Source organism: Micromonospora sp. BQ11 (genome assembly GCF_052068135.1).
GTDB lineage: Bacteria > Actinomycetota > Actinomycetes > Mycobacteriales > Micromonosporaceae > Micromonospora.
Map to the genome: position 1 here is coordinate 33,883 of NZ_JBQHDB010000014.1, position 23,874 is coordinate 57,756.

The following is a 23,874-nucleotide window of genomic DNA, read 5'->3' on the forward strand; positions in this document are numbered from 1 at the left end:
ACTCCTCGCGCTCACCGGGTCACCGCCGGAACCGTCGCGGCCAGCGCCTCGGCGACGCGCCAGCAGTCGTGGTACGTCGAGTAGAGCGGCACCGGGGCGAACCGGATGATGTCCGGCTCCCGGGCGTCGGCGATCACACCGTGCTCGTACCGCAGTCGTTTGGCCAGCTCGGCGGCGCTGCCGGCGCCGATCCGCACGGACAGTTGGCACCCCCGTCGCGCGGGGTCGCGCGGGGTGACCACGGTCAGCGGCCGGTCGGCGGTCACCTCGTCGAGCAGCCGCCCCAGCCAGTCGGTGAGCCGCAGGCTGCGCTCCCGCAGCGCCGGCATGCCGACGGAGTCGAAGATTTCCAGCGAGGTGCGGACCGGACCCATCGCCAGGATCGGCGGGTTGGAGATCTGCCAGGCCTCCACGGTGGCCGGCGGCCGGGACACCGGGGTCATCTCGAAGCGGGTGGTCGCCTCGGTGCTCCACCAGCCCTCGAAGCGGGGCAGGTCCGTCCTGCCGAGGTGGCGCTCGTGGACGAAGACGCCGGCCAGCGCGCCGGGCCCGGAGTTCAGGTACTTGTACGAGCACCAGGCGGCGAAGTCGACGTCCCAGTCGTGCAGGGCCAGCGGGACGTTCCCGGCCGCGTGCGCCAGGTCCCAGCCGACGACCGCACCGGCGGCGCGGCCGGCCGCGGTGATCGCCGGGATGTCGAGCAGCTCGCCGGTCAGGTAGTTGACCCCGCCCAGCAGCACCAGCGCGACCGTGTCGCCCTCGGCGGCGAGGAGGTCGCAGACGTCGGAGGTGCGTAGGTTGTCCTCACCGGCCCGCGGGGTCAGCCGGACCACCGTGGTGTCCGGGTCCAGGCCGTGGAACCGGGCCTGGCTGCGGACGGCGTAGCTGTCCGAGGGGAAGGCGGTGTCCTCGATGACGATCCGCGTGCGCCGGCCCGCCGGCCGGTAGAAGCTGACCATCAGCAGGTGCAGGTCGACGGTGAGGGAGTTCATCACCACGACCTCCGCCGGGCGGGCGCCGACCAGTCGCGCGGCCGGCCCGGTGAGCAGCTCGTGGTACGGCAGCCACGGCCGCTTCGCCTCCAGGTGCCCCTCGACGCCCAGCCGCGCCCAGGCGTCCAGGTCGGCGAGGAGGTCGTCCCGGGTCGCCCGGGGTTGCAGGCCGAGCGAGTTGCCGGCCAGGTACGCGGCCTCGGGGTGCCGACCGCCGTCGGCCGGCGGCACGTGGAACAGGTGCCGGTGGCCGGGGTCGCCCGCGTCGCGCTGGTGAGCTTCTTGTTCCAGGGTGTGCATGTCGCGTTCTCCGGTCACATCGCGGTACGGGCCGACCACAGCTCCGGGAAGACCACCCGGGCCATGCTGCGCTGCAACCACGCCAGGCCGGCCGAACCACCGCTGCCGACCTTGGCGCCCATCGTGCGTTGCACCGCCTTGAGGTGGTTCCACCGCCAGTCGCCGAACTGCTCGGCCACCTCGGCCAAGGCCTCGCCGAGCAGGCGCAGGTGGTTGTCCGCCGCCTCGTCGTCGTAGATCCGCACCCAGGCCGCCTCGACGGCCGCGTGCGGCTCGTGCTCCCCGGCGACGTCCCGCTCCAGCAGGTCGGCCGGGAGGTCGTGGCCGTGCCGGGCGAGCAGGGCGACGACCTCGTCCCACACGCTGGGGGCGGCGAGGGTGGCGGTCAGGTCCGCGTACACGTCGGTCTGGCGGCGGAACGGGCGGATCAGCGTGGTGTCCCGGAGACCGAGCAGGAACTCCAGGTGGCGGTACATCGCGGACTGGAAGCCGGATCCCTCGCCGAGCAGGTTGCGGAACCGGTTGAAGTCGGCCGGGGTCATCCAGCGCAGCCCCTTCCAGGCCGCGTTGAGCCCCTCCAGGTGCAGGGCGGCGCGACGCAGCGGGGCCAGGGCGTCCCAGATCCGGTCCTCCCGCAGCAGGCGGGACGTCTCGCGCAGCTCGTGGCAGGTCAGCCCGAAGTACAGCTCCATGATCTGGCTGACCATCAGGAACGACATCTCACCCGGGTCGTCGCTCAACGGGGTCTGCAGCCGGTGCAGCGTGCTGGCCTGCACGTACGCGTCGTACGGCACGCGCTCGGCGAACTCCAGGGTGGGCTCGCCGCCGTTGCGGGCCGCCCGCGCGGCACGTTGACGCGGGGTGACCGGCCGTACCGCCGCCCGGTTGGCCGCTCTCGGGTCCGTCCGTTCCACGTTCCGCTCCTCCGCTCGCACCGCTCCCACCGGCGACACGCCGGTGGACGTTATGATCTCGCGGCGGGAACCGCCGACGGAATGCCGAAGCAACGGCACTGACCAGGGATTACTTCTCGCCCGAAAGGCGATAGGAGGGATCGGGTTGGAGAACGTAAGGTCGGTGCGTGGACGAGATGGACTGGGCGCTGCTGCGCGAGCTTCAGGCCGACGCACGGCTGTCCTTCAGTGAGCTGTCCCGCCGGGTACACCTCTCCCCGCCGGCCGTCGCCGAGCGGGTACGCCGGCTGGAGGAGTCGGGCGTGATCACCGGCTACCACGCGCACGTCGACCTGGCCCGGGCCGGTCGCACCGTGGTCGCGCTGATCCGGATGTCCTGCTACGGGTCGCGGTGCATCCTCAACGACCCCGCGGTGGCGGGATGGCCGGAGATCATGGAGATCCACCGGATCACCGGCGACGCGTGCAGCGTGCTCAAGGTGGCCGCCGGCTCGATCGGCGAGTTCGAGGGGGTCATCGACCGGCTCGCCCCGTACGGCCAGCCGTCCAGCACCATGGTCCTCTCCACCCCCCTGGAGTGGCACCCCGTCGCTCCGCTGGGAAAGGAAGGGCCCCCCGTTAACGCCTCCGGTAGAGGAAGGGCCCCCGCTTAACACGCCCTCCCTCGTGTGCCCGCCCGACCAGCGGGAAAGCACCGCGCGTCGCCCCAGCAGAACCGGTGCATCGGTGCCGGGAGGGAGGGATCATGCGGGGTCTGCGACCGTACCCGGGCGTGTTCGACGCCTCGGGAGCCATCGTCCGACTGCTCGGGGTGCTCGTCCTGATCGGGGCCTTCGTCCTGGTCGGAGCCGCGCCGGCCCGGGCGGAGGAGAACACCTTCGTCGAGGTGACGCCCAACCCCGCCCAGGCGGGCACACGGGTGAGCATCCGGGCCAGCTGCGACAACGCCAACAACGAGGCGGCCTCCGTGCACTCGGACGCGTTCGGCCGGGTCATGCTGCGAGCGGACAACGGCTTCCTCACCGGACAGGTCAGCGTGCCGGGCAGCAAGGAGCCCGGCGACTATCCGGTCGAGCTGCGCTGCGACAAGGGCAGGACCGCGACGTCCACCTTCACCGTCCTGGACATGGCGCAGCCCACCAAGGGACCGGCGACCGGAGGCGGCGGCACGGCCGGCGACGCCGGACCGGGCTCCCTGCTGCTGATCGGGGGCTTCGCCGCGGTGGCGCTCGCGGTCGGGTTCGGCTTCTTCGGCCGCCGCCGTACCACCGGAGCCGGTTCCTGACCCGCCGTCGCCATGGCCGGCCGACACAGGCGTAGCAGAGAAGCGGGGCGCGTCCGCGCCACGACCCGGCGGGCGCTGCGGGCGTCCGGCCGGGTGGCCGCCACGACCGCCCGACGGCTGCGTCGGGTGGCCGGCGAGGCGGGCGTGGCGAGCGTCCCCACCACGGACCCGGCAGCCGGACCGCTGCCCACGCGTCACCGGCAGCGCCGGGTGGCCGCCGGTCGGCGGAGGCTGGCACCCGCCCGGCATCCGGGGTTCCCGATCCTCGTGATCGGCACGCTGATGGTGCTGATCGTCGCGATGCTCGGGGTGGAACGGGTCACCGGTTTCCGCATCCTGCCGGACACGTTCATCGCCGGACTGCGGCCACCGCCGAAGAAGTACCCGGTCCTGTCGGCGAGTCCGCCGGCCACCATCGAGATCGACACGCTCGACCTCGAGGCGCCCGTGCACAGCGTCGGGCTCGCCTCCGACGGTGCCATCGCCGCTCCGGACGCGGCCCGCGCGCAGGAGGCCGGCTGGTACGACCAGGGCCCCACCCCGGGTCAGTACGGGCCGGCGGTGATCGTCGGGCACGTCGACACCAACTCCGGACCGGCCGTCTTCCACGAGTTGCGGGAGCTGGGCGAGGGGGATCGGGTCGAGGTGACCCGCACCGACCGTACGGTGGCGGTCTTCGAGGTGGACGGCGTGGAGCGGTTCGACAAGGAGAGCTTCCCCGCCGACGAGGTCTTCGGCGACTTCAGCCGCCCCAATCTGCGCCTGGTCACCTGCGGCGGCCGGTGGGTGGGCGGCGACGTCGGCTACGCCGACAACGTGGTGGTGTTCGCGTCCCTCGTCGAGGCCCGCGGGACGTGACGGACCGGCCGGTCAGGCGGCCTCGGGCTCGCGGAGGTCCAGCCAGTCCGCCCAGCGCGGATCCGGAGCCCGGTGCCCCAGCACCCGCCAGGCGGTGCCCTTCGGTGCCGCCGGCAACGCGTGCAGACGCCATCCCAGCTCGGCCGGGGTCTTGTCGCCCTTGGTGTGGTTGCAGCGGGCGCAGGCCGCGACCACGTTCTCCCAGGCGTGCCGGCCGCCCCGGCTGCGGGGGAAGACGTGGTCGATGGTTTCGGCCGGCCCGCGGCAGTACGCGCAGCGCCAGCCGTCCCGGGCGAAGATCGCCCGGCGGGAGAGCCCGACGTGGGTGCGGTAGGGCACCCGGACGAAGCGGGTCAGGCGGACGACCGAGGGCACCGGGAGCGCGTTGCGGGCGCTGTGCAGCACCCCTTCGCCGTCGGCGACGCAGACCGCCTTGGCGGACAGCACGAGAATGGCGGCACGACGCACGGACACGACACACAGCGGCTCGTAGGTGGCGTTGAGAACCAGCGCGCCGGAGCCCACCGTGGGTCGTATGTCAGGCATCGCGCTCACCCTCCCGGTTCAGCGGCCCCATGAGTGCCATTGCCGACCGGGGATTGGGCGCAGCGACCCGCCACGGCCGACGCCAGCCGGATCACCGACGTCCGTGCGCCAATAGTCCCTGATAAGACCCGGGATTGCACGTACTAATCCGGGGTCCCCCACCGAAGCATTCCCGACGCCCGCCGCCGGTGACCGGTTCGCCCCCGTACGACCGTCCGTCACCATCCGGAGGGTCGGTGCGGCGGGGTGCCGGGGGGTGCGGTACGAAAACACGGTGACCTCTGTCAGCCTGCCGCCGCCCGCCCTGCCCGCCGTCGAGGTGCCGGCACCCGACCCCTCGCCCACCTGCCTGAACGACACCCTCTGCAAGAGCGTCTACGACCTGACCGGCTCGGTCTGGTTCGCCGAGGGCAGCTACTGGATCCTGCTCAAGCCGGTCCGCATCGGCCTGATCCTGCTGCTGGCGGTGGTCGCGCGCTGGTTGGTGCACCGCATGATCAGCCGGCTGGTGCGGACCACCACCGACGCGGGTGTGCCGACCATGCTGCGGCCGCTGCGCGAGCGGATCCCCAGCGCGGCGACCGAGCCGGGCGAGTTCGTGCCGGAGCGGAGGCGCCAGCGGGCCGAGGCGATCGGGTCGGTGCTGCGCAGCCTCACCACCGCCTTCGTCATGGGCATCGCCCTGCTGATGGTGCTCAAGGAGTTCAGCTTCGACCTGGCGCCACTGCTGGCCAGCGCCGGGATCGCCGGCGTGGCCCTCGGCTTCGGCGCGCAGAGCCTGGTGAAGGACCTGATCGCGGGCCTGTTCATGCTGATCGAGGATCAGTACGGCGTCGGGGACACCGTGGACCTCGGTGAGGCCACCGGCGTGGTGGAGTCGGTGGGCCTGCGGGTGACCACCGTCCGGGACGGCCGGGGCGTGCTCTGGTACATCCGCAACGGCGAGATCGTCCGGGTGGGCAACAAGAGCCAGGGCTGGGCGCTGGTCGTGGTGGACCTGCCGATCGGCTTCGCCGGCACCGAGGAGGCCAACGCGGTGCTGCGTACCGCCGCGGCCTCCGTCGCCCTGGACCCCGAGCTGGCGCCGGAGATCGTGGAGCCGCCCGAGGTGCTGGGCGTGGAGCAGATGACCGTCGACGGGGCGGTGATCCGTACGGTCGTGAAGACGACCGCCGACGGGCAGTTCGCGGTCGGCCGGGAGCTGCGCCGGCGACTGGCCGAGGCGCTGGAGAACTCGGGCATCACCGCGAAGATCGCGGCGGCCCGGCTCTACCCGGGCATGCCGGGAGCGGCGTCCGGCGCGGCGGGATTCCCGGGTTCGGCCACCGCACCGGGGGCCACCGCACCGGGCGGATCGCCGGCGCCGGGGACCACCACCCCGGGTGGAACGGTGTGACCGTACGGGGACGGTGACGCCCGGACAGCGGGGGTCGCGAGCCGGGCAGCCCCTCGGGTATCGTCCGTTCGTTCAGTCGGCGATGCGACGTTCAACCCGTTCACCCTAGCCAGTTGTCGGACGATCGGGCAGAATCCGGGACACGCGCTTCCCGCCGGAGCGTGATCACGTCCTCGCTGATCCGTACATCTGACGACGGTTCCCGGGCCCCCCACCACGAGTGACCGGCCCATCGGAACGATGGAGGCGACGGTGTCCGACGAGCCACCTTCCCCGGAGGGCCCGGCCACCTTCCGCGAGGTCTTCGCCCAACGCGAGTACCGGTTCGTCCTCGCGGCGAGCACCCTGTCGTGGGTCGGTGACTACATCGCCAAGGCGGCCGTGACGCTGCTCGTCTACCAGGAGACAAAGTCGGTGGCGCTCTCCGCCGCCGCGTTCGCGGTCAGCTACCTGCCCTGGCTGGTCGGCGGCCCGTTGCTCGCCACGCTCGCCGAGCGGTACCGCTACCGGAACGTCATGGTCGCCTGCGACCTCATCCGGATGGCCCTGATGGTGCTCATCGCCATCCCCGAGGCACCGGTCGGGGTCACCCTGGCCCTGCTCTTCGCCACCACGCTGGCCAACCCGCCGAGCCAGGCCGCCCGGTCCGCGCTGATGCCGCTGATGCTGACCGGCGACCGCCTGGTGCTGGGGCTGTCCATCAACGGCAGCGTCGGGCAGGCCGCGCAGGTCAGCGGCTACCTGGCGGGTGCGGCCATCGCCGCGTTCAGCCCGACGGTCGCGCTGCTGGTCAACGCGGTGACCTTCGCGCTCTCCGCCGCGCTGGTGCGCTTCGGGGTCGGCGACCGACCGTCGGCGATGACCGCCGCGCACCGCAGCCACCTCCTGCGGGAGACCGGTGACGGCTTCCGGATCGTCTTCGGCACACCGGTCCTGCGGGCGATCGCCGTGCTGGTGTTCAGCGCCATGCTCTTCTCGATCGTGCCGGAGGGGCTGGCGGCGGCCTGGGCCTCCGAGCACTCCGGCGGCATGAACGCCGGCGCCGCGCAGGCCGTCATCATGGCTGCGAACCCGATCGGCTTCATCCTCGGCGGCCTGCTCATCGGGCGAGCGGTCGCGCCGGCCCGGCGCGTGGCCCTGATGCGCCCCCTGGCGGTGCTCGCCCCGCTGGTGCTCGTACCGTCCCTGCTCGACCCGCCGCCGGTCGTGGTGGCGCTGCTCGCGGCGGCGTGCGGGTTCGCCGTCGCCGGCCTGCTGCCGGTGGCCAACGGCCTGTTCGTCCAAGCCCTGCCGAACGGGTTCCGGGCCCGCGCGTTCGGCGTGATGGCCACCGGGGTCCAGGTGATCCAGGGGCTGGCGGTGCTGGTCACCGGTCTGCTGGCCGAGCGGTTCTCGATCCCGCTGGTGGTCGGGCTGTGGAGCCTGGCGGGCGTGGTGCTCATGTCGGTCACCGCGCTGTCCTGGCCGAGCCGGGCGACGATCGACGCCGCCGTCGCCTCGGCGCGGTTCGCGCGCCGGAACGACGCGCCGGACGCGGCCGGGACGGCCCCGGCGGCCACCTCGACCGCGCGTGCGGGCAGCGGGTGCCTCCTCCCCGTCGACGACCCGGTCGCGCGGCCGGGCGAGCCGGGACGACACCGGCACGCGGTGACCTGACGCACAACGGGCACCCCGGACGCTCCCGGAGCCACCTGGCAGGATGGAACGGTGACTGCCGCAGGTGAATCGGACCGTCCGGGTACGTCGACGACCCTCTTCGAGGCGATCGGCGGCGAACCCACCTTCCGCAAGCTGGTCGACGAGTTCTACGCCGGCGTCGCCACCGATCCGCTGCTCCGCCCGATGTACCCCGAGGAGGACCTGGGCCCGGCGGCCGACCGGCTGACCCTCTTCCTCATCCAGTACTGGGGCGGCCCGAACACCTACTCCTCCCAGCGCGGCCATCCCCGCCTCCGGATGCGGCACGCCCCCTACCGGATCGGGGCCGCCGAGCGGGACGCGTGGCTGCTGCACATGCGCCGCGCCGTCGACCGTCTCGACCTGCCGCCGGAGTTGGCCACCGCCCTCTGGGACTACCTGGAGCGGGCCGCGTACTTCATGGTCAACGTGATGGAGGACCCGGCCGGACCGGCCTGACGGCCGCACTCCCGGCGGAGGCCGCAGTGGACCGGCCGCCGCGGGGCGGACCGGACGGCGGTCAGAGGAGCGCACCCTCGTCGTGCAGCCAGTCGACGAAGCTGGTGGCCACCGCCGCGCCGCAGTCGAGCATCTCGACCAGGAGCGCGTCGTGCGCCCCCGCGCCGAACGGCACCTGGAGCTCCGCGTAGATGGGCAGTTGCCCGCGCTCGGTCGGGTCGCCGATGTAGGCCTTGCAGAAGCGGCGGGTGTGGTTCCACTCGTTGACCACGCGGTACGCGCGGTCCTCCCAGTCCGGCGGCACCGTCGCGTGGGGGCGGGCCCGCATCACCAGGATCTCGTCCTCCGGACCTTCGAGGGTCACCAGGACCGCGTGCCGTTCCCACATGGCCAGCAGGTTGCCGTCTCCGTCGGCCAGGTAACGCACGTCCAGCAGGTCGAGCGCGTCGCACACGCGGCTCAGCGTCACCGGCTCGACGGTGGCCGGCATCGAGGCGATCGCCGGCCGGTCGACAGCCGTGCAGTTGTCTGCCGGCTGCCGGGGGGCCGGTGGTCCGACCCGGACGGCGCCTTCCACTGTGATCCCGCTCCGACCTTCCGGCTCACCGCCGCCGTTGGCGGGACCGGGGCGCCATGACCACCACGGCATCGCTCGCGCACCTCACTCCCCAGCGGATCCAGCCGCCTACGGTGCGTTGGATCCGAGGATGGACGGTACCCGGACAGCCGGGTTGAAGCATCCCCCCAACGGCAGCCCCAGGCCAGAAGAATGAACCGGGGTCATCCGAAGGTATGAGGTGTGACGACTCGGACGGCAAGATCCGTCGCCTTTTGCGACCACGCCGCTCCGTACGGCCCCACCAGACCGACCCATCGGCCAGCCACCCGCACCTGAACGTCGCCGCCGTCCGGCGCCGTCCCGGCGGCTCCGAGGAAGCCCATCCGGACCAGGCCCTGCACCAGCCGCTGCGGCACCTCCACCGGATCGTCCGGCGCGTCGTCCGGGGTGACCACCACCGGCACGTGGTCGAGCAGGGCGTCGCGTACCGCCCGCTGCCCCACCGCCCGGCCGGCCACCCCGTGCGCCGTGGCATCGCGCAGCGCACCCGCCGCGGCGACCGCGATCCGTCGCAGCTGCGCCACCGGCAGGCTCTCCACCGGACGGCTCGCGGCGGGCGGCAGTGGCCACCGCCACTGCGCGTCGCGGCGCGGAGGCAACCCGGGACCACCGGCGGCCAGCTCGGCGAGCAGGTCCCCCGCCGCCACCGTCACGTCGCCGGGCGCATCCCCGGCCACCGTACGGACCACCAGCACGCCCCACGGCAGTCGGGCCCAGAGGGCCGTACGCCCCGCCGTGGCGCCCGGCCGGAGCCGCACCACGGCAGCCGGTTCCAGCCGGACCAGACGGGCCAGGAACGCGCCGGCGTCGGCGACGCCGGCGAGCCCGTGGACCGACGGCGCCGCCACCGGTCCGGCCGCTTCCGACCCGGTCACGCCCCCGCTCCGCCCGGCCCGTACGAGAGGAGGAACTGCCGCTCCTCCGCCGAGATCCGCCGGGGCGCCTGCCGGGTCAGGTCGAACGGCACCAGCACCGACCGGGCCCGACTCGCCAGCACGTCGCCGTCGAACAGCTCGTAGGCGACGGTGAAGGAGGCGGCCCGGATCTCCTCCACCCACAGTTCGATCCGCACCGTCGGGGCGGCCTCGGCCGTGGCCCGGCCGAGCGCGTAGTCGACCGGGCGCAGGTAGTCGACCTCGTGCCGGCGGATGACCACCCCGTCGGCGAACGAGCCCACCCCCCACGCCCGGCCACCGGCGAACATCAACGCCACCCGCGCCTCCTCGTACAGGGTGAGGAAGCGCGAGTTGTTGACGTGGCCGTACGCGTCCAGGTCGGACCAGCGCAGCGTGCAGTGGTAGACGAACCGGTCAGACAAGGGTCAGCACCGGTCAGTCACGGGTGAGCTTGCGGTAGGTCACCCGGTGCGGTCGGGCCGCCTCGGCGCCCAGCCGTTCGATCTTGTTCTTCTCGTACGCCTCGAAGTTGCCCTCGAACCAGAACCACTTCGCCGGGTCCTGGTCGTCGCCCTCCCAGGCCAGGATGTGTGTGGCGACCCGGTCGAGGAACATCCGGTCGTGGGAGATGACCACGGCGCAGCCGGGGAACTCCAGCAGCGCGTTCTCCAGGCTGGAGAGCGTCTCCACGTCCAGGTCGTTCGTCGGCTCGTCGAGCAGGATCACGTTGCCGCCGATCTTCAGCGTCAGCGCGAGGTTGAGCCGGTTGCGCTCGCCGCCGGAGAGGACCTTGGTCGGCTTCTGCTGGTCCGGTCCCTTGAAGCCGAACGCGGCGATGTACGCCCGGGACGGCATCTCGACCTTGCCCACCATCAGGTAGTCGAGGCCGTCGGACACGACCTCCCAGACCGTCTTGTCGCCGTCCAGGCCCTGCCGGTTCTGGTCGACGTACGACAGGGAGACCGTCTCGCCGACCCGGACCTGGCCGGCGGTCGGCTGCTCCAGCCCGACGATGGTCTTGAACAGCGTGGTCTTGCCGACGCCGTTGGGGCCGATGATGCCGACGATGCCGTTGCGCGGCAGCGAGAACGACAGGTTGTCGATCAGGAGCCGGTCGCCGAAGCCCTTGCTGAGGTCCTGCGCCTCGATCACCGTGCTGCCCAGGCGCGGGCCCGGCGGGATCTGGATCTCCTCGAAGTCCAGCTTCCGGGTCTTCTCCGCCTCGGTGGCCATCTCGTCGTACCGGTCGAGCCGGGCCTTGGACTTGGTCTGGCGGGCCTTGGCGTTGGAGCGGACCCACTCCAGTTCCTCGGTGAGCCGCTTCTTCATCTTGGCGTCGCGGCGGCCCTCGACGGCGAGGCGGGCGGCCTTCTTCTCCAGGTAGGTGGAGTAGTTGCCCTCGTACGGGTACGTCCGGCCGCGGTCCAGCTCGAGGATCCAGTTGGCCACGTTGTCCAGGAAGTACCGGTCGTGGGTGATGGCCATGACGGTGCCGGCGTACTTGGCCAGGTGCTGCTCCAGCCACTGCACGCTCTCCGCGTCCAGGTGGTTGGTGGGCTCGTCGAGCAGCAGCAGGTCGGGCGCCTCCAGCAGCAGCTTGCACAGCGCGACCCGGCGGCGCTCACCACCGGAGAGCTGGGTCACGTCGGCGTCCGGCGGCGGGCAGCGCAACGCGTCCATCGCCAGTTCGAGCTTGGAGTCGACGTCCCACGCGTCGAGGTGGTCGAGCTCCTCCTGGAGCTTGCCCATCTCCTCCATCAGCTCGTCGGAGTAGTCGGTGGCCATCTGCTCGGCGATCTTGTTGAACCGCTCCAGCTTGGCCTTGGTCTCGGCCACCGCCTCCTCGACGTTGCCGAGCACGGTCTTGGCGTCGTTGAGCGCGGGCTCCTGGGCGAGCATGCCGACGGTGTAGCCGGGCATGAGCCGGGCCTCGCCGTTGCTCGGTCGGTCCCAGCCTGCCATGATCTTGAGGAGGCTGGACTTACCGGCGCCGTTCGGACCGACCACACCGATCTTGGCCCCCGGCAGGAAGTTCAGCGTCACGTTGTCGAGCACGACCTTGTCGCCGTGCGCCTTGCGCGCCTTTTCCAGGACGTAGATGAACTGGGCCACGGTGCGGGCTACCTCCGTAGATTGCGACTGGGGCCGGCGGGCACGGGCGCGGGCTGCGAGATCCGCCCGCCGCCGCCGGCCGGTAGCCGGCCACGCGCACGCCGTCGTCAATCCTGACAGGTACGCGGCGCCGCGCCCACATCACCCCGCCGCAGCAGTACGCGGACGACGACCACGGCGCCCTACGGCCCGCGGAGCGGCCGGTCAACGTACCGGTGGCCGAGTCGTTGTCGACAAGATCACGTCTCTGGTTGGACGGGCGCGTGGAGGGTAGGTAACTCCGTCACGGGGCCCCAGACGCCGCAGCTAGGCTCAGTACGCTCAATCGCGGTTGACCCGTCAGCACCCGGAGGTGGCCGAACGTGACCGTCCGCAGCTCCTTTGTCGTAGTGGCGAACCGACTGCCTGTCGACGAGGTGAGCGCACCCGAGGGACGGCAGTGGCGACGCAGCCCCGGCGGGCTGGTCACCGCGCTGCACCCCGTCCTCGCCGAGCACCAGGGCACCTGGGTCGGCTGGGCCGGCGGCACGGGCGCCGCTCCCGAGCCGTTCGACCTGGAAGGCATCCGGCTGCATCCGGTGCCGTTGAGCGCCGAGGAGTTGGAGCGCTACTACGAGGGCCAGTCCAACGCGACGATCTGGCCGCTCTACCACGACGCGGTGGAGACCCCGGCCTACAAGCGCCGCTGGCGTGAGGCGTACCGACTGGTGAACGCCCGCTTCGCGGAGGCCGCGGCGGAGGTCGCGGCCGAGGGCGCGACGGTCTGGGTCCAGGACTACCAGCTCCAGCTCGTGCCGGCGATGCTGCGTGAGCTGCGGCCGGACCTGCGGATCGGCTTCTTCCTGCACATCCCGTTCCCGCCGATCGAGCTGTTCATGCAGATGCCGTTCCGCACCGAGATCCTGCGTGGCCTGCTCGGCGCGGACCTAGTCGGGTTCCAGCAGCGGCTGGCCGCGCAGAACTTCGTCCGGCTGGCCCGGCACCTGCTCGGCCTCCGCTACGAGGGGCAGATGATCCAGGTCGACGGGCGGCAGGTGAAGGCGGGGGCCTTCCCGATCTCCATCGACACGCAGGAGATGGAGCGGCTGGCCGCGGATCCCGGAATCCAGGCCCGCGCAAAGGAGATCCGCGAGGAGCTGGGCAACCCGAAGACGATCATCCTGGGCGTCGACCGGCTCGACTACACCAAGGGCATCGAGTTGCGGCTCAAGGCCTTCCGCGAACTGCTGGCTGACGGAAAGTTGACAGTCCCGGACGCGGTTATGGTGCAGGTGGCGACCCCCAGCCGGGAGCGCGTGGAGCACTACCAGGCACTTCGCGTCAAGGTGGAGCGCGAGGTTGGTCGGATTAATGGCGAATTCGGCAGGGTCGGCGTGCCGGCGGTGCATTATCTGCATCAGTCGTACAGTCGCACTGAGCTGGCCGCGATGTACGCCGCCGCCGACGTGATGATGGTGACCCCGCTCCGGGACGGAATGAATCTGGTGGCCAAGGAGTACGTCGCATCACGCGCCGACCAGGGCGGCGCACTCGTACTCAGCGAGTTCGCCGGCGCCGCAACCGAGCTGCGCCAGGCGTTCCTATGCAACCCGCACGACCCCGACGCGGTGAAGGACGCCCTGCTACGGGCCGTGCACGTGGAGAAGCCGGAGGCCCGCCGCCGCATGCGGACAATGCAACGCCATCTACGCACCCACGATGTGGGGCACTGGGCGAAGTCCTTCCTCACCGAACTCGGTGTGCGTGACTCGGAGGACGCGTGAACTCGCCCGCCAACGACATCGTCGTCCCCACCGTCGGCTCGATGGACCGGGAGCTGCGCTCCGCCATCGGCCGCATCGCCCGGGTGCCACAGCTCCTGATCGCGTGTGACTACGACGGCACCCTGGCGCCGATCGTCGAGGACCCGAGCAAGGCCGTACCGCTGCCGGAGTCGGTGGCGGCGGTCCGCGCCCTGGCCGCGCTGCCGCAGACCACCGTGGCGGTGGTCTCCGGCCGGGCGCTGCGCGACCTGGCCGCGCTCTCCCGGCTGCCCAGCGAGGTCCACCTGGTCGGCAGCCACGGCTCCGAGTTCGACATCGGCTTCGTCGAACGGCTCACCCCCGAGCTGATCGCCGTGCGGACCCGGCTGCGCGACGCACTGCGTGAGATCGCCGCCGCGCATCCGGGCGTCCGGCTGGAGCGCAAGCCCGCCAGCGTGGCGGTGCACACCCGTGGAGTCGATCCGCAGGTCGCCGCCGCCGCCATCGACGCGGTCCGCAGCGGTCCCGCCACCTGGGAGGACGTCACCGTCACCCAGGGCAAGGAGGTCATCGAGCTGTCCGTGGTGGCCACCCACAAGGGCACCGCGGTCGACCAGCTCCGCACCCAGCTGTCCGCGAGCGCGGTGCTGTTCATCGGCGACGACGTCACCGACGAGAACGCCTTCGGCAACCTGCACGGGCCGGACGTCGGCATCAAGATCGGGCCGGGCGACACCAAGGCCGGCTACCGGGTGGCCGAGCCGATCGAGGCCGCCCGGGCCCTCGGCCTGCTGCTGGAGACACGTCGGCACTGGCTCTTCGGCGAGCGCGCGGTCCCGATCGAGCGGCACTCGATGCTGTCCAACGGCCGCACCATGGCGCTGCTCACGCCCGAGGCCAAGGTGACCTGGCTCTGCCACCCCAAGCCGGACTCGGCGGCGATCTTCGCCGACCTCGTCGGCGGCAGCCCCGCCGGCCACTTCAGCGTCTCCCCCGAGCGGGGCGGCATCCCGCTCGGCCAGCGCTACCGCTCCGGCACGATGACCGTGGAGACCCGCTGGTCCGGCCTCACGGTGACCGACTGGCTGGACAAGCCGGCCAAGGAGACCACGCCGGACGGCCCGGCCGTCATCACCGGCGACTCGACCCTGATCCGGGTGCTCACCGGCTCCGTCCGGGCCCGTCTGGAGTTCGCGCCCCGGCCGGAGTTCGGTCAGGTGGCGGTGCAGCTCCAGCCGCTCGGTGACGGTCTGCTGGTGCTCGGCTCGAACGAGCCCGTCGCGCTCTACTCCCCCGGCGTCACGTGGGAGGTCGTCAGCGACGGTGTGAACGAGACCGCGAAGGCCGTCGTGGACCTCGCCGCCGCCGGCGGCCAGATCCTGCTGGAGCTGCGTTTCGGTACGCACAGCCTGGAGCACCACCGGCTGCCGATCCACGAACGGCAGGCCGCCGCCGAGCAGCCGTGGAAGGACTGGGTCGCCTCGCTCCGGCTGCCCACCACCGCCCGGGACCTGGTCGCCCGCAGCGCGCTGACCCTGCGCGGGCTCTGCCACGAGGCCACCGGCTCGATCCTGGCCGCCGCCACCACCTCGCTGCCGGAGGAGCTGGGCGGTGTCCGCAACTGGGACTACCGCTACTGCTGGCTGCGCGACGCGGCGATGACTGCCCGGGCGCTGGTCGACCTCGGCTCGACCGAGGAGGCCGAGGGGCTGCTGCGCTGGATCGACGGCGTCGTGGAGCGCACCGGCGGGCACCCGGAGCGCCTGCACCCGCTCTACACGGTGGACGGCTACGAGCTGGGCGCCGAGGCGGTCATCGACACCCTCCCCGGCTACGCCGGCTCCCGTCCGGTCCGGGTCGGCAACCTCGCCAACCACCAGCTCCAGCTCGACGTCTTCGGCCCGGTCGCAGACCTGATCGCCGCCGTGGCAGACGCACGCGGCTCGGTCCGTGACGACGAGTGGCGCGTGCTGGACAACATGGTCGAGGCGGTCCGCCGCCGCTGGCACGAGCCCGACCACGGCATCTGGGAGGCACGTCTCCCACCCCGGCACCACGTCTTCTCCAAGGTCATGCTGTGGATGACCGTGGACCGTGCGCTGCACGTCGTACGCCAGCACGGCGGCGAGGACCGGCCCGACTGGGTGGAGCTGCGCGACCGGATCGCCGCCAACGTGCTGGAGTACGGCTGGCACGAGCACGCCGAGGCGTACAGCGTGGCGTACGGGCACGAGGACATGGACGCCTCGTCGCTGTGGATCGGCCTGTCTGGGCTGCTCCCGGGTGACGACCCGCGCTTCCTCTCCACCGTGCTCAAGATCGAGGCGGATCTGCGCAGCGGCCCGGTCGTCTACCGCTACCACTGGGACGACGGCCTGCCGGGGCGCGAGGGCGGCTTCCACATCTGCACGGCGTGGCTGATCGAGGCGTACCTGCGCACCGGCCGCCGCACCGACGCCGAGGAGCTGTTCGCGCAGATGATCCTCACCGCGGGGCCGACCGGCCTGCTCCCCGAGCAGTACGACCCGCTCGCCGAGCGTGGGCTGGGCAACCACCCGCAGGCCTACAGCCACCTCGGCCTGATCCGTTGTGCCCTGCTGCTGGACAACATGCTCAAGCAGTGACCTGACCAGCACCGACGGCGGCCCCGGGACTCACGGTCCCGGGGCCGCCGTCGTCGGTGCCCGGGACGCCGATCGTCCGGGCGTCCGGGCCGTGGGCAGCGGGCGGCGGGGAGCGGGCGGCGGGGAGCGGGCGGCGCGGACCCGGTGTTCGGCCGCTGTCGAGCTGATGTCGCGGATGAATCACGACCCCACCGGCCGGAGGTCAGGTGGCGAGGGCGTCGACCACGTCACCGACGACCACGACGGCCGGGGGACGCAGCTGCGCGTGGACCACGTCGGCGGCCACCGCTCCGAGCGTCGACCGGAGCACCCGCTGCGCGCCGGTCGTGGCCTCCTGCACCACCGCGGCGGGTGTGTCCGCCGGCCGGCCGTGCGCGACAAGCGTCGCCGTGATGGCGGCGAGGTTCTTCAGACCCATCAGGATCACCAGGGTGCCGCGCAGCCCCGCCAGCGCGTCCCAGCGCACCAGCGAGGCCGGCGAGTCCGGCGCGACGTGCCCGGACACCACCGTGAACTCGTGCGCCACCGCCCGGTGGGTGACCGGGATGCCGGCCACCGCCGGAGCCGCGATCGAGCTGGTCACGCCCGGAACCACGGTCACCGGTACGCCGGCCTCCGCGCAGGCGAGCAGTTCCTCGCCGCCCCGACCGAAGACGTACGGGTCGCCGCCCTTGAGCCGGACCACCACCTTCCCGGCCAGCGCCCGGTCGACGAGGATCCGGTTGATCTCCTCCTGCGTCTTCGACGGCCCGTACGGGATCTTCGAGGCGTCGACCAGCTCCACGTCGGGGCGCAACTCGTCCAGGAGCAGCCCGGGCACCAGCCGGTCGGCGACCACCACGTCCGCCTCGGTGAGCAGCCGCCACCCCTTGACGGTGATCAGCTCCGGGTCGCCCGGCCCGGCGCCGACCAGGGCGACGCGGCCTCCCGAGCCGTTAAGAGGGGACCCTTTCTCTACCGCAGGCGTTAATAGGGGGCCCTTCCTTGCACCCAGGAGGTCGCGGATCGCGTCGCGGACGGTCATCGCGCGGCGGGGGTCGCCACCGCCGAGCACCGCCACCGTGACCGGGCCGTGGCGGGTCACCGCGGGGGTCCACGCGGTCGCGGCGGCGCGGTCGTCGGCGCGTACGCAGAAGACGCGGCGCTCGGCGGCGGCGGCGCTGACCGAGGCCGCGGCCACCGGGTCGTCGACGGCGACGTGGACCAGCCAGGCGCCGTCCAGGTCGTCGGGGGCGAACCGGCGCGGCGCCCAGTGCAGGCGACCGGCGTCGACGTGCGCCTGGAGCGCCGGCGTCAGCTCCGGCGCGACCAGGAAGACGTCCGCGCGGGCGTCGAGCAGGGCCGGTACCCGCCGGCTGGCGACCGCTCCCCCGCCCACCACGACCACGCGTCGACCGGCGAGGCGCAGACCGAGAGGGTACGGGTTGCCGTTCACTTCTCGGCCACTCCGGCCGAGTCGAAGGTGGCGACCTCGTGCAGCACGCGGACGGCCCCGGTGACGACCGGCAGGGCGAGCAGCGCGCCGGTGCCCTCACCGAGGCGCAGACCGAGGTCGACCAGCGGCTCCAGACCGAGGTGACGCAGCGCCACCGTCGCACCGGGCTCGGCCGAGCGGTGGCCGGCGACCATCGCACCGGTGGCGTCCGGCGCGAACGCGGCGGCGGCCAGCGCGGCGGAGACCGCGATCACCCCGTCCAGCAGCACCGGCACGCGGCGGGCGGCGGCTCCCAGGATCAGCCCGGCCAGGGCGGCGTGCTCCAGCCCGCCGACGGCGGCCAGCACACCCAGCGGATCGGCCGGGTCGGGCTGGTGCCGGCGCAGGGCGTCGCGCACCACGGCCACCTTGCGGGCGTACGTGGGGTCGTCCACCCCGGTGCCGCGTCCGGTCGTCTCCGCCGGGTCGATCCCGGTGAACGCGGCCACGAGAGCGGCGGCCGGCGTGGTGTTGCCGATGCCCATGTCCCCGGTGAGCAGGATGCCCGCGCCGCCGTCGATCAGGTCGTACGCGATCCGGATGCCGCTCTCCACCGCCGTACGGGCCTCGTCGCGGGTCAGCGCGGCGGTGACCGCGAGGTCCCGGGTGCCGGCGCGGACGTTCGCGGCGACCAGCCGGGGGGCACCCGCGGTCGCCGCGTCCGGCACCGGCGGCAGGGGCGTGGCGACGCCGACGTCGACCACGGTGACCGAGGCGCCGGCCTGCCGGGCGAACGCGTTGACGACCGCACCGCCGGCCAGGAAGTTGGCGATCATCTGGGCGGTGACCTCCTGCGGCCAGGGCGTCACGCCCTGGGCGTGCACACCGTGGTCACCGGCGAAGATCGCCACCGCGGCCGGCTCGGGCAGCGGTGGCGGGCAGGACCCCGCCAGGCCGGCGAGGCGTACGGAGAGGTCCTCCAGGGCGCCCAGCGATCCGGCGGGCTTGGTCAGCCGGCCCTGGAGGTCCCGGGCGGCGGCCATCGCCGAGAAGTCGAGCGGCCCGATCGCCGCGATGGTGGGCTCCAGCATCATGCCTCCAGGATCTTCGCCAGTACCTCGATGAACGCGTCGGTGGTGGCCGGGTCGCGGACGGCGATCCGGAGCCAGTCCGGCCCGAGCCCGGGGAACGTGTCACCCCGGCGCACCGCCCAGCCGCGCTCCCGCAGGGACTCGCGTACGCCGGCCGCGCCGGGCAGGTGGATCAGGACGAAGGCGCTCGCGGGGGCGCCGGCGACGCGTACGCCCGGCAGGGCCGCGAGGCGCGCGACCAGGTGGTCGCGGTCGGCGGCGAGGCGGGCGGCGATGGCGCGCTCGGCCTCGACCGCCTCGGGGCCGGCGCAGGCCGCGGCGGCCGCCAGGGCCGGGGTGGACACCGCCCAGAGGGGCTGTACGGCGGCCAGCCGCTCCAGCAGCGCGGGCTCGCCGAGGAGGTAGCCGACGCGCAGGCCGGCCAGTCCCCAGGTCTTGGTGAGGCTACGGACGACCAGCAGGCCGGGCAGGTCCCGCCGGGCGGCGAGGGACTCCGGCTCGCCGGGCACCCCGGGGGCGGTGGTGGTGTCGGCGAACGCCTCGTCGACCACCAGCACCCGGCCCGGCCGGGCCAGCGCGGCCAGGGTGTCGGCGGGGTGCAGCACCGACGTGGGGTTGGTGGGGTTGCCGACCATCACCAGGTCCGCGTCGTCGGGCACCCGGGCCGGGTCGAGCCGGAACCCGTCGGCCGGGTCGAGCAGCACCCGCTCGACGGTGTGGCCGGCGGCACGCAGCGCCGCCTCCGGCTCGGTGAACTGCGGGTGCACGACGACGGGACGGCGTGCGCCGCGCAGCGCCTGGGCGATGAGGACGAAGCCCTCGGCCGCGCCCGCGGTCAGCAGCACCTCGGCCGGCGGGCGGCCGTGCCGGCCGGCGACGGCGGCGCGGGCCGGGCGGGGGTCGGGGTACGCGGCGAGGTCGCCGAGCGCGGCGGTCAGCGGGTCGGCCAACCAGTCCGGCATCGGGGCACGCCGGACGTTCACCGCGAGGTCGACCAGCCCGTCACCCACCTCGGCGTCACCGTGATGGGTGAGGTCCGGCTCGGCTGGGTCGCCGGCGCCCGTGGGCGCCGCGATCGTCTGACCACGCATGTCCGCGATCCTGCCGGGAAGGCGGCGTACGGGACAGCGGATCCCGGCGTGGGCCACGTCACCACTCTCGGTGTTCATGAATCTTTCTCAAGTACGAATCGGAAATGTCATAACTTGGGCATGTGAGTAATCGACCCCTTGCCTCCGCCGGTCGTCTCGTTCCTCTCCTCCGCGCCGGCCTGATCGCCGGCATCGTGGTCGCCGCCCTGGCGTACCCCGTCGCCGCCGCCACCGGCATCGGCGCCAAGGTCACCGCCCACGCCCTGGAGCACAAGACCAAGATCCTGACCACCGCCCTTCCCGCCGAGACGTCGTACCTGTACGCGCCGGACGGGAAGACGGTGCTGACGATGTTCTACGAGGAGTACCGGCAGTACACGAAGATCGCGGACATCTCGCCGAACATGCAGCAGGCGATCGTGGCGGCCGAGGACAACCGCTTCTACCAGCACCGGGGCGTCGACCCGAAGGGCGTCGCCCGTGCCTTCGTCGCCAACGCGCAGGCCAGCGGCGTCTCGCAGGGAGCGTCCACCCTGACCATGCAGTACGTGCGGATGGCCCTGCGGGACAGCGCCACGACGCCGAAGGAGGTGCAGGAGGCCACCCAGCAGACCAGCCTGCGCAAGGTCCGGGAGATGCGGATGGCGCTCGACCTGGAGAAGGAGCTGAGCAAGGAGCAGATCCTGGAGCGCTACCTCAACTCGGCGTACTTCGGGCACCGCGCGTACGGCATCTACGCGGCCAGCGAGATCTTCTTCTCCAAGACGCCCAAGGACCTCACCCCGATCGAGGCGGCCACCCTCGCCGGCCTGGTCAAGTCCCCGTCGGAGTACGACCCGGCCACCTCCGACCAGAAGGACGCCACCGGCCGGCGCAACTACGTCCTGGACCGGATGGCCCAGCTCGGCTACCTCTCCCCCGACGCGGTCGCAAAGGCCAAGACCGAACGGATCAAACTCACCCTCAGCTACCCGTCCAACGACTGCGCCGCCGTGCCCGACAAGTGGAACAGCTGGGGCTTCGCCTGCGACTACGTGAAGAACTGGTGGAGCGCCCAGCCCGCCTTCGGCGAGAACCGGCTGGAACGGATGGACAAGCTGCGCCGGGGCGGCTACCGGATCGTGCTGAGCCTGGACCCGAAGGTCCAGGAGGCGGCCGAGAAGAACGTGGGCAGCAAGGAGAGCACCGGCAGCCCGTTCGCCAACGGCATCGTGGTCTCCGAGCCGGGCACCGGCCGGGTGAAGGCGATGGCGGTGAACCGCACGTACTCCCTGGACCTCAGCCAGAACGGACAGAGCTCCAACCCCGAGGCCGGACCGAACGTGAAGGCCAACTACCCGAACACGGTGGCACCCCTGCTCGGCGGCGGCACCCTCCCCGGCTACCAGGCCGGGTCGACGTTCAAGATGTTCCCGATGCTCGCCGCGCTCGACGCCGGCATGCCACTGTCCACCGAGTTCGACGCCCCCTACCGGTACCGCTCCGAGGTCTTCGACGGTTGGGCGCCGTCCAACGCCAGCGGGGCGATGACCGGCCGGCAGACCATGTGGTCCGCCTTCGGCAAGTCGGTCAACACGTACTGGGTGTGGCTGGAGGAGCGGATCGGCGCGGACCGGGGCGTCCGGCTCGCCGAACAGCTCGGCCTGCGCTGGCGCACCGACGTGGACCGGGAACAGGCGTCACCGGCCAAGGCGAAGAAGTGGGGATCGTTCACCCTGGGCGTCTCCGACGCCACCCCGCTGGAGATGGCCAACGCGTACGCCGCCATCGCCGCCGACGGCCGGTACTGCGAGGCGATCCCGGTGCAGGCGATCTACAACCGGGACGGCACGCCGACCATGTACCGGACTGCCTCCGGCATCGAACGGGAGGTCGCCAAGCCGCGCTGCCGGCAGGTCGTCAACGCCGACGCCGCCCGGGCGGCCACCGACGCCGCCCGCTGCCCGACCGGCGACACCCCGGCCCGGGGAAGCTGCGGTGGCTGGTCGACGGCGGACAGCGTCCGCGGCACGGTGGGTCGTCCGGTCGCCGGCAAGACCGGTACCACGGACAGCACCCGGTCGGCCTGGTTCGTCGGCTACACCCCCGAACTGGCGGCGGCCAGCTTCATCTCCGACCCGGACAACCCGTTCAACGCCGTCGGCGACGGGCAGTCGCAGATCCCGATCAGGGCGGTCTCGGAAACCCTCCGCGACGCCCTCAAGGGCACACCACCCCGCCAGTTCACCCCACCGTCCGACACCATGGTGGGCTGAGCGGACCCGCACCGACGCGCCGTCTCCGGTTGGGACGGCGCGTCAGTGCAGGTCGGCGGAGACCTCGTCGGCGGCCTTGGCGTCGGCCACCCCGAGCGGCCGGACCTCCGTACGCGGCGTCGAGACGGTCAGCGTCGGGAAGCGGCGGACCGCCACCTGACCGATCACGCCAGGACCCCGCCGGGACCCGCGACCGCCGCCGGGTCGACCAGGGCCCGCGCCGCCGCCTCGACCAGACGGACGGCCGTGCCGGGGTACGCGGCCCAGTGCGGGACCAGCTGCGAGGCGTGCACGCCCCGCCACACGAAGCCCTCCGGCGCACCGCCGTCCCAGCTCCACGCCGCCCGTTGCCCGGCCCGTGGGGACAGCACCGCACGGTGGTCCTTGTGCCCGGTCACCACCGCGCCGGTCGAGGCGACCACGCTGTCGGTCAGCGCGGTCGCGGTGCGGTAGCCGACGACCAGACCGTCCCGGCTGCTGCCCACCGCGTCCAGCACCCCGCACATCGGCAGGCCGTCCACCTCCCGCGCCAGCCACAGCAGGCCGGCACCCTCGGCGACGACCGGCCGGCCGGTACGGGCCAGCTCGGCGACCGCAATGCAGAGCCGCCGGTTGGCCGAGAGCTGCGCCACGTACGACTCGGGCAGGCCGCCACCGACCACCAGCGCCCGCACGCCGGCGGGCAGCGCCTCGTCGTGCAGCGGGTCGACCGTCACCACCTCCGCACCGGCCGCCCGCAGCAGCTCCGTGGTCTCCACGTGGCCGTAGGCGCCGCCCGCGCCACCGGCCACCGCCACCAGCGGTCGTTCACCGGTCGACGGGCCACCGGCGGCAGCGACCTCGGCCTCGGGCGACCAGGCCGGTGCGGGCAGCTCCGGGGCCGAGCGGGCCAGCCCGAGCAGCCGTTCCAGGTCGACGGTCGCGGCGACCGCCTCGCCGAGCCGCCGGACCCCGCGGGTCGCCTCGCCGCCACCGGCGAGCACCGGCACCACGCCGTGCCGGCGGGCCGGCAGCACCGGCGGCAGGTCCTGCCGGCGCAGCGCGCCGTAGACCGGCACCCCGACGTCGTCGAGCGCCTCGCGCAGCAACGCCTCGTGCCGCGTGGACGCCACCCGGTTGAGGATCACGCCACCCAGCCAGAGCTGCTCGTCGTACGCCCGGAAGCCGTGCACGAGGGCGGCCACCGACTGGCCCATCGCGCCGACGTCGACCACCATGACGACGGGGCTGCGCAGCGCGGTGGCGACGGCGGCCGTCGACTCCGTCTCGGGGCGGCCGGCGAGCGAGTCGTACAGGCCCATGCTGCCCTGCACCACGGCGAACCCGGCACCCTCGGCGCCGTGCGCGAAGAGCGGGACGACCCGGTCGGGGCCGATCAGCCGCGGGTCGAGGTTGCGCCCGGGGCGGCCGGCGGCGAGCCCGAGGTAACCGGCGTCGACCTGGTCCGGTCCGATCTTGAAACCGGCGACGTCGAGCCCCCGGTCGGCGAGAGCGGCGAGCAGCCCGATCGCCAGCGCGTTCGTGCCGTGCCCGGAGGACGGCGCGCTGAGCACCAGGCGCGGCACGACGGTCATCATCGGCTCCTCGTGGGCGGCGGGTACGC

21 protein-coding genes are annotated in these 23,874 nt (G+C 72.9%); 9 read left to right on the plus strand and 12 right to left on the minus strand.

What is annotated here, in order from left to right:
* Positions 1-11 precede the first annotated feature (11 nt).
* Both kynU and ACTMSW_RS25195 read right to left on the minus strand, forming a co-directional pair.
* A complete protein-coding gene (gene kynU / locus ACTMSW_RS25190; protein ID WP_441183158.1) occupies positions 12-1,292 on the minus strand; it encodes a kynureninase in 1,281 nt (426 codons plus the stop codon).
* A 14-nt stretch (positions 1,293-1,306) separates the two neighbouring features.
* Positions 1,307-2,206, minus strand: coding sequence for a tryptophan 2,3-dioxygenase (locus ACTMSW_RS25195; protein ID WP_441183159.1), 900 nt, complete (start codon positions 2,204-2,206; stop codon positions 1,307-1,309).
* A 167-nt stretch (positions 2,207-2,373) separates the two neighbouring features.
* Between ACTMSW_RS25195 and ACTMSW_RS25200 the strand changes: the two genes are divergently transcribed.
* From ACTMSW_RS25200 to ACTMSW_RS25210, 3 genes are all read left to right on the plus strand, one after another.
* A complete protein-coding gene (locus ACTMSW_RS25200) occupies positions 2,374-2,859 on the plus strand; it encodes an Lrp/AsnC family transcriptional regulator (protein WP_441183160.1) in 486 nt (161 codons plus the stop codon).
* Between the two features lie 158 nt (positions 2,860-3,017).
* Entirely contained in the window at positions 3,018-3,491 is a 474-nt protein-coding gene (locus ACTMSW_RS25205) for a hypothetical protein (protein ID WP_441183281.1), read from the plus strand.
* A 12-nt stretch (positions 3,492-3,503) separates the two neighbouring features.
* Entirely contained in the window at positions 3,504-4,349 is an 846-nt protein-coding gene (locus ACTMSW_RS25210; protein WP_441183161.1) for a class F sortase, read from the plus strand.
* Positions 4,350-4,361: 12 nt separating this feature from the next.
* On the opposite strand, the gene ACTMSW_RS25215 is transcribed toward ACTMSW_RS25210, so the two are convergent.
* Positions 4,362-4,895: an HNH endonuclease gene (locus tag ACTMSW_RS25215; RefSeq protein ID WP_357037730.1), complete on the minus strand. Its 534-nt coding sequence runs from the start codon at positions 4,893-4,895 to the stop codon at positions 4,362-4,364.
* A gap of 304 nt (positions 4,896-5,199) precedes the next feature.
* Between ACTMSW_RS25215 and ACTMSW_RS25220 the strand changes: the two genes are divergently transcribed.
* The 3 genes from ACTMSW_RS25220 (at position 5,200) to ACTMSW_RS25230 (ending at position 8,427) form a co-directional block, all read left to right on the plus strand.
* On the plus strand, positions 5,200-6,291 hold the full coding sequence (locus ACTMSW_RS25220) for a mechanosensitive ion channel family protein (RefSeq protein ID WP_441183282.1): 1,092 nt from the start codon (positions 5,200-5,202) through the stop codon (positions 6,289-6,291).
* A 240-nt stretch (positions 6,292-6,531) separates the two neighbouring features.
* On the plus strand, positions 6,532-7,947 hold the full coding sequence (locus ACTMSW_RS25225) for an MFS transporter (protein ID WP_441183162.1): 1,416 nt from the start codon (positions 6,532-6,534) through the stop codon (positions 7,945-7,947).
* Between the two features lie 51 nt (positions 7,948-7,998).
* On the plus strand, positions 7,999-8,427 hold the full coding sequence (locus ACTMSW_RS25230; protein WP_441183163.1) for a globin: 429 nt from the start codon (positions 7,999-8,001) through the stop codon (positions 8,425-8,427).
* 61 nt (positions 8,428-8,488) lie between these two features.
* Here ACTMSW_RS25230 and ACTMSW_RS25235 read toward each other — a convergent pair whose 3' ends face one another.
* From ACTMSW_RS25235 to ettA, 4 genes are all read right to left on the minus strand, one after another.
* Positions 8,489-9,076 carry a YbjN domain-containing protein gene (locus ACTMSW_RS25235; protein ID WP_441183164.1) on the minus strand — a complete coding sequence of 196 codons (588 nt, stop codon included), beginning with the start codon at positions 9,074-9,076 and terminating at the stop codon, positions 8,489-8,491.
* A 131-nt stretch (positions 9,077-9,207) separates the two neighbouring features.
* A complete protein-coding gene (locus tag ACTMSW_RS25240; RefSeq protein ID WP_441183165.1) occupies positions 9,208-9,921 on the minus strand; it encodes a hypothetical protein in 714 nt (237 codons plus the stop codon).
* On the minus strand, positions 9,918-10,364 hold the full coding sequence (locus tag ACTMSW_RS25245; RefSeq protein WP_441183166.1) for an acyl-CoA thioesterase: 447 nt from the start codon (positions 10,362-10,364) through the stop codon (positions 9,918-9,920). The genes ACTMSW_RS25240 and ACTMSW_RS25245 overlap by 4 nt, the downstream gene beginning before the upstream one ends.
* 13 nt (positions 10,365-10,377) lie before the next feature.
* Positions 10,378-12,054 (minus strand): energy-dependent translational throttle protein EttA, encoded by a 1,677-nt coding sequence (gene ettA / locus ACTMSW_RS25250; protein WP_441183167.1) that lies wholly within the window; start codon positions 12,052-12,054, stop codon positions 10,378-10,380.
* 362 nt (positions 12,055-12,416) lie between these two features.
* Here ettA and ACTMSW_RS25255 point away from each other — a divergent pair, with 362 nt between their 5' ends.
* Together ACTMSW_RS25255 and otsB are read left to right on the plus strand one after the other, a co-directional pair.
* Positions 12,417-13,817, plus strand: coding sequence for an alpha,alpha-trehalose-phosphate synthase (UDP-forming) (locus tag ACTMSW_RS25255; protein ID WP_357036913.1), 1,401 nt, complete (start codon positions 12,417-12,419; stop codon positions 13,815-13,817).
* 41 nt (positions 13,818-13,858) lie between these two features.
* Entirely contained in the window at positions 13,859-16,420 is a 2,562-nt protein-coding gene (gene otsB, locus ACTMSW_RS25260; RefSeq protein ID WP_441183283.1) for a trehalose-phosphatase, read from the plus strand.
* Between the two features lie 202 nt (positions 16,421-16,622).
* Here otsB and cobA read toward each other — a convergent pair whose 3' ends face one another.
* The 3 genes from cobA to cobC are packed head-to-tail and all read right to left on the minus strand — an operon-like array spanning position 16,623 to position 20,016.
* Positions 16,623-17,855, minus strand: coding sequence for a uroporphyrinogen-III C-methyltransferase (gene cobA, locus ACTMSW_RS25265; RefSeq protein ID WP_441183168.1), 1,233 nt, complete (start codon positions 17,853-17,855; stop codon positions 16,623-16,625).
* The gene (gene cobT, locus ACTMSW_RS25270) at positions 17,852-18,925 is read right to left on the minus strand and encodes a nicotinate-nucleotide--dimethylbenzimidazole phosphoribosyltransferase (protein WP_441183284.1); all 1,074 of its coding nucleotides are present in this window, start codon (positions 18,923-18,925) and stop codon (positions 17,852-17,854) included. Before cobT ends, cobA begins: the two co-directional genes overlap by 4 nt.
* Positions 18,925-20,016: an Rv2231c family pyridoxal phosphate-dependent protein CobC gene (cobC, locus tag ACTMSW_RS25275; protein ID WP_441183285.1), complete on the minus strand. Its 1,092-nt coding sequence runs from the start codon at positions 20,014-20,016 to the stop codon at positions 18,925-18,927. Before cobC ends, cobT begins: the two co-directional genes overlap by 1 nt.
* 122 nt (positions 20,017-20,138) lie before the next feature.
* Between cobC and ACTMSW_RS25280 the strand changes: the two genes are divergently transcribed.
* Positions 20,139-22,271: a transglycosylase domain-containing protein gene (locus tag ACTMSW_RS25280; protein ID WP_441183169.1), complete on the plus strand. Its 2,133-nt coding sequence runs from the start codon at positions 20,139-20,141 to the stop codon at positions 22,269-22,271.
* Between the two features lie 42 nt (positions 22,272-22,313).
* Here ACTMSW_RS25280 and ACTMSW_RS25285 read toward each other — a convergent pair whose 3' ends face one another.
* On the minus strand, positions 22,314-22,439 hold the full coding sequence (locus ACTMSW_RS25285) for a hypothetical protein (RefSeq protein ID WP_441183170.1): 126 nt from the start codon (positions 22,437-22,439) through the stop codon (positions 22,314-22,316).
* Entirely contained in the window at positions 22,436-23,845 is a 1,410-nt protein-coding gene (locus ACTMSW_RS25290; protein ID WP_441183171.1) for a cobyrinate a,c-diamide synthase, read from the minus strand. Before ACTMSW_RS25290 ends, ACTMSW_RS25285 begins: the two co-directional genes overlap by 4 nt.
* Positions 23,846-23,874: the final 29 nt, after the last annotated feature.

Coding starts and splice junctions, on each gene's coding strand:
- ACTMSW_RS25210 (WP_441183161.1), top strand. CDS start 3,504: ATGGCCGGCCGACACAGGCGTAGCAGAGAAGCGGGGCGCGTCCGCGCC.
- ACTMSW_RS25235 (WP_441183164.1), bottom strand. CDS start 9,076: ATGCCGTGGTGGTCATGGCGCCCCGGTCCCGCCAACGGCGGCGGTGAG.
- cobC (WP_441183285.1), bottom strand. CDS start 20,016: ATGCGTGGTCAGACGATCGCGGCGCCCACGGGCGCCGGCGACCCAGCC.
- ACTMSW_RS25215 (WP_357037730.1), bottom strand. CDS start 4,895: ATGCCTGACATACGACCCACGGTGGGCTCCGGCGCGCTGGTTCTCAAC.
- ACTMSW_RS25225 (WP_441183162.1), top strand. CDS start 6,532: ATGGAGGCGACGGTGTCCGACGAGCCACCTTCCCCGGAGGGCCCGGCC.
- otsB (WP_441183283.1), top strand. CDS start 13,859: ATGGACCGGGAGCTGCGCTCCGCCATCGGCCGCATCGCCCGGGTGCCA.
- ACTMSW_RS25290 (WP_441183171.1), bottom strand. CDS start 23,845: ATGACCGTCGTGCCGCGCCTGGTGCTCAGCGCGCCGTCCTCCGGGCAC.
- cobT (WP_441183284.1), bottom strand. CDS start 18,925: ATGCTGGAGCCCACCATCGCGGCGATCGGGCCGCTCGACTTCTCGGCG.
- kynU (WP_441183158.1), bottom strand. CDS start 1,292: ATGCACACCCTGGAACAAGAAGCTCACCAGCGCGACGCGGGCGACCCC.